This window comes from Phaeobacter sp. S60, assembly GCF_000826845.1.
Lineage (GTDB): Bacteria > Pseudomonadota > Alphaproteobacteria > Rhodobacterales > Rhodobacteraceae > Phaeobacter > Phaeobacter piscinae.
The window spans coordinates 1-11853 of the sequence record NZ_JSWJ01000017.1 but is presented as its reverse complement, the minus strand read 5'-3'; the positions used below and the strand labels follow the sequence as shown (position 1 = coordinate 11853).

10 protein-coding genes and 1 pseudogene are annotated in these 11853 nt (G+C 59.6%); 2 read left to right on the top strand and 9 right to left on the bottom strand.

Annotated elements, in window-relative coordinates; genetic code table 11:
* Positions 1 to 258 precede the first annotated feature (258 nt).
* Entirely contained in the window at positions 259 to 1848 is a 1590-nt protein-coding gene (locus OO25_RS15755; RefSeq protein ID WP_040181100.1) for a D-alanyl-D-alanine carboxypeptidase family protein, read from the top strand.
* Between the two features lie 85 nt (positions 1849 to 1933).
* On the opposite strand, the gene ccoS is transcribed toward OO25_RS15755, so the two are convergent.
* The 9 genes from ccoS to ccoN all read right to left on the bottom strand — a co-directional run bounded on the left by ccoS (position 1934) and on the right by ccoN (position 11140).
* Positions 1934 to 2092, bottom strand: coding sequence for a cbb3-type cytochrome oxidase assembly protein CcoS (gene ccoS, locus OO25_RS15750; RefSeq protein ID WP_024095921.1), 159 nt, complete (start codon positions 2090 to 2092; stop codon positions 1934 to 1936).
* Between the two features lie 43 nt (positions 2093 to 2135).
* Entirely contained in the window at positions 2136 to 4316 is a 2181-nt protein-coding gene (locus tag OO25_RS15745; RefSeq protein ID WP_040181099.1) for a heavy metal translocating P-type ATPase, read from the bottom strand.
* A gap of 3 nt (positions 4317 to 4319) precedes the next feature.
* Positions 4320 to 4790, bottom strand: a complete 471-nt coding sequence (locus tag OO25_RS15740; RefSeq protein ID WP_040181097.1) for a FixH family protein — start codon at positions 4788 to 4790, stop codon at positions 4320 to 4322.
* Positions 4787 to 6226 (bottom strand): cytochrome c oxidase accessory protein CcoG, encoded by a 1440-nt coding sequence (gene ccoG, locus OO25_RS15735; protein ID WP_040181229.1) that lies wholly within the window; start codon positions 6224 to 6226, stop codon positions 4787 to 4789. The genes OO25_RS15740 and ccoG overlap by 4 nt, the downstream gene beginning before the upstream one ends.
* A gap of 558 nt (positions 6227 to 6784) precedes the next feature.
* A complete protein-coding gene (locus OO25_RS15730; protein ID WP_040181095.1) occupies positions 6785 to 7558 on the bottom strand; it encodes a transglutaminase family protein in 774 nt (257 codons plus the stop codon).
* A gap of 152 nt (positions 7559 to 7710) precedes the next feature.
* Positions 7711 to 8580 carry a cytochrome-c oxidase, cbb3-type subunit III gene (gene ccoP / locus OO25_RS15725; protein ID WP_040174574.1) on the bottom strand — a complete coding sequence of 290 codons (870 nt, stop codon included), beginning with the start codon at positions 8578 to 8580 and terminating at the stop codon, positions 7711 to 7713.
* Positions 8577 to 8774 carry a CcoQ/FixQ family Cbb3-type cytochrome c oxidase assembly chaperone gene (locus OO25_RS15720; protein WP_040174575.1) on the bottom strand — a complete coding sequence of 66 codons (198 nt, stop codon included), beginning with the start codon at positions 8772 to 8774 and terminating at the stop codon, positions 8577 to 8579. The genes ccoP and OO25_RS15720 overlap by 4 nt, the downstream gene beginning before the upstream one ends.
* A gap of 12 nt (positions 8775 to 8786) precedes the next feature.
* Positions 8787 to 9515: a cytochrome-c oxidase, cbb3-type subunit II gene (ccoO, locus tag OO25_RS15715; protein WP_040174578.1), complete on the bottom strand. Its 729-nt coding sequence runs from the start codon at positions 9513 to 9515 to the stop codon at positions 8787 to 8789.
* A 14-nt stretch (positions 9516 to 9529) separates the two neighbouring features.
* A complete protein-coding gene (ccoN, locus tag OO25_RS15710; RefSeq protein WP_040174579.1) occupies positions 9530 to 11140 on the bottom strand; it encodes a cytochrome-c oxidase, cbb3-type subunit I in 1611 nt (536 codons plus the stop codon).
* A gap of 206 nt (positions 11141 to 11346) precedes the next feature.
* On the opposite strand from ccoN, the pseudogene OO25_RS15705 reads away from it, so the two are divergent.
* A pseudogene (locus OO25_RS15705) lies at positions 11347 to 11853 on the top strand (universal stress protein); the annotation flags it as partial.

Sequence of the window (11853 nt, the reverse complement as noted above, 5' to 3'; positions counted from 1 at the left end):
CTTGTTGCATCCCTGCACCAGATGGCAGCGCCCAACCGCTCAAGACCCCAAGCTCTGCGACTTTTTTTGCTAACACTTCCTTAACCAACCGCCGATGTAGTGGGTACTCTCCAGACCTTCCACTAGATATCGAAGCCTCTGGCCCGTTCGCGATTTTCCCTTAAAAACCTCACTGTTTATTCCGAACAGACCCTGTGTTACGCTTTTTTTAATACAGGCAAAAAACGTCAGTCGGAAAACCGGCGGCAAGAGGCAAAAATGGCAGATATCGTGCAGGTCAGGCGGACTCCGCTGATCCGCGCAGGACGGGCGTGTTCCCGTCTGGGGCGTTGGGTCTTGGGACTGGTTATTTTCCTATCGATGGTCGCAACTGCGCCCCCCGATGCAATGGCTGCGCCATACGCTGCGATGGTGATTGACGCCCGGACCGGAGAGGTCTTGCACTCGCGCAACGCTGATACCCGGCTGCACCCCGCCTCCCTGACCAAGATGATGACTCTCTATATCGCGTTCGAGGCGGTCCGCAACGGCGAGATCAGCCTCGATACCAAGGTAAGAATCAGCCGCAACGCCGCCTCTGAACAGCCCTCCAAGCTGGGCCTGAAAACTGGTCAGCGCATTGCCTTTCGTTACCTGATCCGTGCCGCTGCAGTGAAATCCGCCAATGATGCCGCCACTGCCATCGGCGAGACACTGGCCGGATCTGAGGCCGCTTTTGCCCGGCGCATGACCCGCACTGCCAAGGCGCTTGGCATGTCGCGCACCACTTTCAAAAATGCGCACGGCCTGACCCAGAAGGGGCATATGTCCACTGCCCGCGACATGACAACGCTGGGGCGGCATCTGCTCTATGACTATCCCGAATACTACAACCTCTTCTCGCGCCGCTCGACGGATGCGGGCGTGCGCAAGGTGCCCAACACCAACCGCCGCTTGCTGGCGGCCTACCGTGGCGCCGATGGGATCAAGACTGGCTACACCCGTGCAGCCGGTTTCAACCTCGTCGCCTCGGCCGAACGTGGCAATGAACGGGTCATCGCAACGGTTTTTGGTGGCAAATCCTCCACCTCCCGCAATGCCAAAGTGGCCGAACTGCTGGATCTCGGCTTTCGCCGCGCGCCCAGTCGCGCCAAACTCCGCCGCCCGGCTCGCCCACCTTATCAAGGCAATCGGGGTCTCGGAACGCAGTTGGCCAGCGCTGGTGACAGCGCGCCAAATGGTGCCGCAGGCAAAACCATTCGCGTTTCGGGTCTGGTGAAAACCAGCCTGCGTCCCAAAGGTCGCCCGGCATCCGCCGAACCGGACACATCGACGCTGCTGGCAGAGGCGCAGACAAGCACCACGACCGCCGATGCGCCAACCAGCGAAGCACCTTCAGCCGCAAGCGAAGCCGCACCAAAGCTGGATCGCGATGTGCTACAGGCCAGCATCACCGCAGCAATTGCGGAGGCAGAAGTCATCGCTGCCGTCGCCGAGCAGGCCTCAACCCCGATCGCCAAGCCGCGTCCCTTTGTCGGGCTGCGTCCGATGGCCCGTCCCGCGCGGCTGGCCGAAAACCAGACGACCGCAGAACCGGAACCCGTCGTTGTCACCCGCCTGTCTACATCAGGCGGGCGGTACTGGGGGATCAATGTCGGGCGCTACGGCAGCCGCTATCAGGCCGAAAAGGTGCTGCTGCGTACGGCCCTGGCCGAAATGGCCACCCTGGACGGCAGCCTGCGCAAAGTTGTCAGAACACCTCGTGGCTTTGATGCCAATTTTCTTGGCATGACCAAAGAGAGTGCGGCCCTCGCCTGCCGCCGCCTTTCTGCCCGCAATATCACTTGCGAAACGGTCGGTCCCTCCTAAGCGCGGGATCGCAGAGCCAACAGGAGAAGGCGCCCCTGAGGCGCCTTTTCTTGTGACTGACTGCTACCGGTTGGAAAGGGCCTTATCAGGGCTTTGGATGGTCGTCCCATTCATCGCTCAGGATGCGGCGGGCGTCCCCTTCAGGATCATCATATTGATTCGAACGCACAGTATAAAGGAACCCGACAAGGCCAACGCCCCCCAGGAACAGGGATATCGGGATCAGATAGGTCAGTACGCTCATCAAAACTCTCTTGGTCTGGATCAGCCGCAGCCTGCGCGGGTCACTACCGCAGGCGCAGCGCGTTCAGGGATACTGTAATCGACGAGGTCGACATCGCCAAGGCGGCCACCAATGGGGTCGCAAGCCCAGCGACTGCGAGGGGAACTGCGATCACATTGTAAAGCGTCGCAATGCGGAAATTCTCGCGGATGCGGCGGGTGGCTTTCTGGGCAACGGTGCAGGCTTCAGCGATAGGTGACAGATCCTGCCCTAGCAGAACAATATCGGAAGCCACCCGTGCTGCATCCAGCGCCGAGGCCGGCGAAATGGAGACATGGGCCGCCGCCAGCGCTGCCGTGTCATTAAGCCCATCGCCTACCATCAACACCCGATGCCCCTGCTGCGACAACAGTGATACTTGGTCGCATTTGTCTTGTGGCAAGGCTGCGGCAATCCAGCTCTTAATTCCAAGACGCGTTGCAAGATCACAAACCGCCCCCTCTGCATCACCGGAGATCAGCCAGACATCTTTGCCCGCGTTCAAAAGCGCCCTAACGGCGTCAGCAGCGCCGGGCCGCAGACTGTCGGAAAACGTCAGAGCCTGCGGTGCGCCTGCCCCCCGATCAAGATAGGCCGCTGTCTTCTCCCCCGGTTCGGCTCCGACCCAGGCCGCACGACCAAGACGCACACGTTGCCCCGCATACAAGGCTTCACTGCCATATCCGGGAACTTCTTCTTGTGCCGTCACAACGGCCGCCTTGATCCCGGCCTGCGCGGCCGCACGGCAGATTGCGACTGACAGCGGGTGGTCCGATCCCTGCGCCAACGCATAGGCCAGCCTCTGGTCCGACAACGACAATTGGTCAAAATCATCACAGCGCGGCTGCCCGTTGGTCAGCGTGCCGGTTTTATCGAAAACGACGGTATCCACCTCAGCCAGACGTTCCAGCGCGGTTGCATGTTTGATCAACATACCTTTTTTGAACAAACGGCCCGAGGCTGCCGTGGTCACCGCAGGCACCGCCAGCCCCAGCGCACAGGGGCAAGTGATGATCAAGACAGCTGCCGCGATATTCAGCGCGACCCGCATGTCGAAGGTGAAGAGGTACCAGCCGAGAAAGGCCAGTCCCGACAGGATGTGAACCCCCGGCGCATAAAGCTTCGCGGCACGATCCGCCAATGAGGTATAGCGCGAGCGTCCGGATTCCGCGATAGCGACAAGATCCGCCAGCTGATGCAGAGAGCTTTCGTTCCCGACCGCCGTCGCGCGGATCACCAAGGGACCGGTCAGATTGACCTCACCCGCAGAAACCGAGCTTCCGACTTCGGCAAAAACCGGCAGCGTTTCACCGGTCAGCAGGGATCGGTCCAGTTCAGACTGCCCCTCCAGCACGACGCCATCTACGGGCATTCGCCCACCGGGGCGCACAAGAATATGGTCATCAATGACCAGATCTGCGACCGCCACTTCCACCGGTTGCCCCGCCGAATTCAGGCGTAGCGCACGCGGCACTTCCAGGGCGGCCAATTCCTCCGCAGCGGATCGGGCGACCGCGCGAGTGCGATGATCCAGATACCGCCCGGCCAGCAGGAAGAAGGTCAACGTCAGCGCCGCATCGAAATACGCATGCTCTCCGGACAGGGAGGTCTCCCACAGCGATGTCAGCAGGGCCAGAACAATTGCCAGAACAATCGGCACGTCCATATTCAACCGCCCCACCCGAAGGGCTTGCCAAGCATTGCGGAAAAACGGCTGCCCCGCAAACAAGATCGCCGGGAAGGTGATCGCCGCAGAGATCCAATGGAACATATCGCGGGTTGCGTCGCTCGCCCCGGACCAGACCGAAATCGACAGCAGCATCACGTTCATGGAGGCGAAGAAGGCAACCGCCAACCGCATCAACAGGTCACGACCGGCCTGATCTGTCTGGGTTGCACTTAGCGCCGCGAGGTCCAGCTCATGCGCCTCGAACCCCAGATGTTCCAGCACCGGCACCAGATCCAATGCGCGCATTTCGGGGTCCGCCTCAATCAGCGCGCGCTTCAGTGTGAGATTCACCCGCGCGCTCCGCACGCCCGGCACCGCGTTCAGTCCGCGCTCAACGGTAGAGATACAGGCCTGACAGTGGATGCTGGGCAGTGACAGCGCCAGACGCGCCTCCGTTGGCGCCTGTTCTACTGTGCCATTTGGTGCAGCAACGCAGCCCGGACAGGCCGCAAGCTGGGGGCGGACGACGGTGCTCATCGTTTACCGCGCCACATGCAGGATGACACGCTGCGTAAACTCCGTACCGTCCTCCGCCCGCGCGACCATTCGGATGTTCCAGTTTCCAGCGCTCAACTCAGCCGGAGCAACATAAGCCATGCCGTCAAACCGGAAATCCGGGGTCTGGTCGTCCTTCACATGGGTCGCACGGCCAAGGGTCGCGCGCAACGCAGCGACCTCAACCGGGGCACCATCGGCATCGGTGATTTCCAGTTTCACCTGATCGCCGATAGCCGAGGCATAGACCGACCAGCCCAGCGCCTGCTGCGCATCACGGCGGGCATCAAAGCTTTGGCTGGCGACATAGCTGTTCTTCACCTCAAGCCCCGGAAAGGTGCGCACCGCGTTGACCGCCAGCGCAATATTGACGCCGATGATCACGGTGAACGCCCCGCCAAAGACCATGAGCGTGTGCCAGCCGGTGAACTGCCGTGGTGTTTTACCTTCACTCATTGCCCGGCTCCCCGCCCATTAAAGCTGGTATCCTTATACGCGCGCTCTCCGTTGTCGAGATCAGCGACCCAGATCCGCACCGGCGTACTGCGTGCAGATGCAGCCTCGGCGGTTTTTGGTGCCACGATATAGACCCGCTGAAGGAAGCTGGTATCCGCAGGTACGGTGACAATCGTGCCATCGACCCCTTCCAGTTCCAGTTGCATTGCAGGCTCCCCCTTGATCGACAGCTCAAACGGGCGAGGCTCACCAGTCTTGTTGCGCAGCCGCACATCGTAGGTGTTGCGGATGGATCCGTCGGAGAGGGTCACAAAGGTCGGGTTGCGCACCGGAGCAACCGTCAGTTCGATGTCAGAGCGGATGAACAGGGCAAACAACAGCGCCAGACCAACACTCCCCCATAGCGCCGTATACATGATGGTCCGCGGCCTCAGGATGTGTTTCCAGATGTTCTTGGGCGCATGTCCTGCGCGCTCATTCGCCTCATCGCTCAGCGCCATGTAGTCAATCAATCCGCGCGGTTTGCCGATCCGCTCCATCACATCGTCACAGGCATCGATACAGAGGGCGCAGGTAATACACTCCATCTGTTGCCCATCGCGAATGTCGATCCCCATCGGGCAGACGTTGACGCAGGCCATACAATCAATGCAGTCGCCATGCACCAAACCGGGCTCATCGGTCTTGCGAGGCTTGCCACGTGGCTCTCCGCGCCATTCGCGGTAGCCTACGGTCAAAGTATCTTCGTCCATCATCGCGGCCTGAATACGCGGCCAAGGGCAGGCATAGACACAGATCTGCTCTCGGGCAAAGCCGCCAAAAAGGAAGGTGGTGCCGGTCAGAATGGCCATCGTGGTATAGGCAACGGGGTGGGCCTGACCCGTCAGCAGATCCCGCAGCAGGGTTGGTGCATCCGCAAAGTAGAACACCCATGCGCCCCCGGTTGCGAGCCCGATCAGGAGCCAGACGACCCATTTGGTAACCCGCAGCCGCGCCTTTCTGAAATCCAGCTTTTTCTGGCGATGCAGACGCAATCGTGCGTTTCGATCCCCTTCAATCCAGCGTTCCACCAGAATGAACAGGTCGGTCCAGACAGTCTGTGGGCAGGTGTAACCACACCAGACACGGCCAAGCGCCGAGGTGAACAGAAACAACCCCAGACCGGCCATGATCAGCAGGCCCGCGACGAAGTAGAACTCATGCGGCCAGATTTCGATCCAGAAAAAATAAAAGCGCCGGTTGGCAAGATCCAGCAACACCGCCTGATCCGGCAGTGCCGGGCCCCGGTCCCACCGGATCCAGGGCGTCAGGTAGTAGATCCCCAGCGTCACCGCCATGATATACCATTTCAGGTTTCGAAACGGCCCGGACACACGGCGAGGGAAAATCGGCTCATGGGCGGCATACAGGCTGGGGACGGGATCGGAATCGCTCACGGACTCACTCCAAATCTTGCTTTGTTGCAGCGGTTGTCCCAGATGCGCCACGGACGAACCTTGACGTGGATCAAACGCATATACGGAACGCATCTTTGCCGCTACTCGGACGCCGTCAACCGGGCGCGGCATTCTGTCCGAAATTACAGCACGCACCATAATCTCTTATAATACAGGTGTTTACATGTTATTGCGACAAGCCCCCGCGCGTCGCCGCGTCGCAGATGTGACACCAGAGCGCAGGCTCATTCGCTGAGCACCTTCTCTCTGAGAAAGAGCATAGCGTGATCGCTGCGCGCTGGGTAGCGCGGCGTTCACAAGGACACATCAGCCCTGTCAGTCCTCTGGGAGCGTCAGGGCGTCGGCTTTTCAGGAAACGCGCGAACAGATCGAAAAGCCGACGCCGGGTCCGCCCCTGCAAATCAGGAGGGCGAACTGGACAGCCATCGGCGCTGGAAAGGGCGAACCGACGGCACTGTCTCAAGAAGGGATATTACCCAGGAACGCTGCTTGGGTATTTGACAGGGATCAAAGACCCGTAAAATAGGTGCTGCGATTTCAGCGATCCGTAAAAACCCGAGCCGGAACATCCGGCATCAGCGCGTTATCGCCGCCAGGCAGCGTCGGCACAGCCCCGCGCCGGATCGCAGCCACTCGGTGGTTCATCCAATGACGAATGATGTTTCGGTAGAGCCACCCCCGCACCCCCGTCAGTGCCTGTTCATATTCGCCAAAGAACGCATCCGGACTGTCGAAAACACCAAGATCGGCATTGATACCGGTTCGCTGAATGTAGGTATCTCGCCCCTGCCAGCTGACCATTGGCGCTTGCAGACAATCGGTCCCCGCGCCATAGGCACATAACGACGTCCGGCCCGGAAACGCCGCTTGCAACGAACCCAAGACCTGCTGATCTAGAATGAACCCCTCAAGATTGATCCATCGGGCGTCCAGACGAACCTCAACCCAAGAATGCAGGATGTTGCGTGGCGCCATCCAATACACAAGTTCAGGCACTATTCCGCGTTGTAGGCTCTTGTCGATGGTGAACCCGTGCAGTCGACACGGGATACCAAGCGCGCGCAACACGGCCATCAGCAGCGTCGCCTTTGTGTTGCACTGACCGTAGCCATCCGCAAGTACCAACGAGGCGGGGCGCGTGTCGGCCACATTATAGCCAAACAGGATCTCATCGCGGACGTAGTCATAGGCTGCACCGATCCGTTCATGAGGGGACAGCTGCTGCCAGCCACGTTCTGAGATCAACGCAGCTATCGCTGGTGCCTTGCTGTCGAGCATCGGTGTTACGTCAAGAAAACGGGTATCGGGCATGAGATCACCTATTTGATTGCCCACCCCTGCTACATCCTACAGTGACTGTAGCTTCAAGGGGGAAATCAACCATGTGCCAACATGCTGAACCGGAACGGGGCCGCCCAAAGGCAGCCCCGCTCGATGCTGATACTGTATGAAAGGGCGCAGCCCTATTCACCGCCACCCAATTGGTGCACATAGGCGGTGACCGCGCGGATCTGGGCCTCTGTCAGGCGCGCATTCCAGTTTGGCATGACCCCGTAACGCGAGTTGTAGACGGTTTCGGTCAGTGTCGCGTGATCCCCACCATAGAGCCAGATGGCATCTGCGAGATTCGGCGCCCCCTGGGAGCGGTCACCGGTGCCATCGTCCATGTGGCAAGAAGCACAATTGTCCGCGAAGATCACAGACCCCGCCTCGACCTTGGCGGCATCCTGAGGTTCACCCGAAAGAGACATCACATAGTTCACGACCTGATCAATCTCTTCCTTCTCCAGCAACTCATCCCGGCCAAAGGCTGGCATCTCAGAGTAGCGCGCATCGTCACTCTCTTCATTGCGGATACCATGGGCGATGGTGGCGTGGATGTCCTCCATCGACCCGCCCCAAAGCCAGTCGTCATCCAGAAGGTTCGGATACCCTTTCGCCCCGGCTGCGCCAGCGCCGTGACATTGGGCGCACCAGGTCTTGAACACCGCCGAGCCAGCCGAAACCGCATAGCCGTTCAACTCGGGGTCGGTGGTGATAGACGCCAGCTCAATCTCCTCCAGACGGCTGTTGATCGGGGCGTTGGCCTCGTTCACGGCTGCGATTTCCTCAGCGACCAGCGCCCGGGAGTTCCAGCCCAGCACACCGGCTGTTGCCGATTGGATCCCCGGCCAGGCCGGGTAGGCAACGGTATAGCCGATGGCCCAGATAATGGTCGCATAGAAGGTCCAGAGCCACCAGCGCGGCATCGGGTTGTCGAATTCCTCGATTCCATCCCAGCTGTGGCCGGTGGTGTTCGGGTCGTCCTCGAACTTCTTCACTTTCTTGCTCATGACCGCGCCTCCTTGGCTTTACCCATTTCTGGGGCGGGTTTGTCTTCGTGCCGGAAGGGGATGTTGGCGGTATCCTTGTAAACCTTGGTGCTGCCAGGGCGAAACGCCCAGACCACCACGGCCAGAAAGAACACAAACAGGAAGAGCAGCATCCAGCTGTCGGCGAATTCCCGAAGCAGAGTATAAATGTCCATGTCTGCCTCCAATCAGCGGTTGGCGACGGGGGTAAAGGTCGAGAAATCAACCAAGGTCCCCAGCATCTGCAGATAGGCGATCAAAGCGTCAGCTTCGGAGATCCCGGGCTGACCGTCGAAGTTCCGGACGCTGACCTTCTCGCCATAGCGCTCCAGCAGGCCGTCATAGTCGGCATCAGGATTGCTTTGCGCACGAAAGTCTGCCTGTGCGTTCTCCAACATCCCTTCGGAATACGGCACCCCGACAAACGCATTTGCCGCCATCACATCACCGATGTATTCGCCATCAATCCGGTTGTTCTCAAGGAAGCCGTACTTTGGCATCACGGATTCCGGCACCACCGACTGCGGATCGCGCAGGTGATCGACGTGCCATTCGTCCGAGTAGCGACCGCCCACACGGGCCAGATCCGGACCGGTTCGCTTTGATCCCCATTGGAACGGGTGGTCATACATCGACTCTGCGGCCAGCGAATATGGTCCGTAACGTTCGACCTCATCGCGCATGGGGCGGATCATCTGACTGTGGCAGACGTAGCACCCTTCGCGGATGTAGATATCACGCCCGGCCAGCTCCAGCGGGGTGTAGGGACGCATGCCTTCCACCTCTTCGATGGTGTTTTCCAGCCAGAACAGCGGTGCGATCTGGACCAGACCACCGATGGTGACAACCAGGAAGCTGCACACCAGCAGGAGGGTCGCGTTGGTCTCGAGGATTTTGTGTTTGTCGAGAATTCCCATTGCTCGGGCCCTCCTTATTCAGCAGGGACTGCGACGGTCAGGCTGGCCTCTTTGGCCGGCGCACGCCGTACAGTCATCCACAGGTTGTAGCACATGATCAGGGCACCAGCGAGGAACATGACCCCACCCAGAGCGCGCACCACGTACATCGGGAATTTCGCAGCCACGGTGTCTGCAAAGGAGTTCACGAGGAACCCGTTGGCATCGACTTCACGCCACATCAGGCCTTCCATGATGCCGGTCACCCACATGGATGCCGCGTAGAGAATGATGCCAATGGTGGCCAACCAGAAATGCCAGGACACCAGGCTGAGGCTGTAGAGACGCTCACGTTTCCACAGAACCGGCACCAGGAAGTACAGCGCACCGAAGGTGATCATGCCGTTCCAGCCAAGCGCGCCGGAGTGAACGTGACCAATGGTCCAGTCGGTGTAATGCGACAACGAGTTCACGGCACGGATCGACATCATCGGACCTTCAAAGGTGGACATGCCGTAAAAGCCGATCGAGATCACCATCATCCGGATTACCGGGTCGGTGCGCAGCTTGTCCCAGGCCCCGGACAGGGTCATCAGACCGTTGATCATGCCACCCCAGCTGGGCATCCACAGCACGATCGAGAACACCATACCAAGGGTCGAGGCCCAATCCGGCAGAGCGGTGTAATGCAGGTGGTGCGGACCCGCCCAGATGTAGAGGAAGATCAATGCCCAGAAGTGGATGATCGACAGCTTATACGAGAACACCGGACGCTCAGCCTGCTTCGGCACGAAGTAGTACATCATGCCAAGAAAACCCGCGGTCAGGAAGAAGCCCACAGCGTTGTGACCGTACCACCATTGCACCATCGCGTCCTGCACGCCCGACCACATGATCACCGATTTGGAACCCCAGATACTGACGGGGATCGTCATGTTGTTGACCAAATGCAGCATGGCAACGGTCACGATGAACGCAAGGTAGAACCAGTTTGCCACATAGATATGCGGCTCCTTACGCTTGATCACGGTGCCCAGGAACACCGCCAGATAGGCCACCCAGACGATGGTCAACCAGAGATCAACATGCCATTCCGGTTCTGCATATTCCTTGGACTGGGTTGACCCGAACAGATAGCCGGTCGCCGCCAGCACGATGAACAGCTGATAGCCCCAGAACACAAACCACGCCAGATTACCCCCCCAGAGACGGGCGGCCGAGGTGCGCTGCACCACATAGAATGAGGTCGCGATCAGCGCATTGCCACCAAAGGCAAAAATCACCGCCGAAGTATGCAGAGGCCGCAGCCGCCCGAAGTTGGCCAGCCCCTGCGCCCACTCAAAGTTCAGGACCGGGAAGGCCAACTGGAAGGCGATGAAAACACCCACCAGAAACCCGACCACGCCCCAGAACGCGGTTGCCACCACACCGGCGCGCACCACACTGTCAAAGTACTCGCCCTGCAGCGATCCCGTTGCAACCGCAGGCTCATCGGTGTGTCGAAGGGTGTATAGAAACAGCCCGCCAGCCACGATCATGATGATGATCGCGTGAACCTGATAGGCCAAATCCCGCGCGTAATTGGTCGCGATCATCGCAAAGAGCGTGACCAAACCAAGCACGATTAGCTTGATATAATTAGACATCTTGCGTCCCTTTTCCTTGCCCGACACGATTCTCTGGCACGCGTCAGACAGTTTTTTCTGAGCCTTAAATGCAAAACTGCGCCAGACAACGCTTTGATCTGTATCAAGACAGTTTGCCGCAGAATGTGAGAAGCACCTTCATAATGACGCAACTCGCGGCACAACCACCAGTTTGTTGCAGTCGCCCATACACATGCGAGGTTAATATGTCCTACAAGACACTGCTGACTGTTCTGACCACCCCCGCGAACACCGAAACACAGCTGGAGCAGTCGATCTCGCTGACCCGGCTGGCCGACGGCCATGTTGACGCGCTGTGCCTTGGCGTGGATCGCACGCAGACGGGTTATTATTATGCGGGTGCCAACGCAATGGTGCTGCAGGAAACCTTGGCCCGCGCCAAGGAGGAAGTAAACGCAATCGAAGCAATCGCGACGAAGCGGCTGGCGCAGTCGGCGGTCAGTTTCAACGTCGAGACGGGCGTCGCACAGATGGCTGATATCGGCCGCCACGTTGCGCGTTTGGCGCGATTTTGCGATCTTGTCGTGCTGGGCCAGCCCTACGGCAAGGACCGTCCCGCCGAGGCGGAGGCCATTGTCGAAGCGGCCCTTTTCGAAGGCCGCGCGCCTGTGCTTGTGGTGCCGGATGATGCGCCCCTGCCCGCGCAGCCAAAAACCGTATTGGTGGCGTGGAACGAAAGCATCGAAGCCATG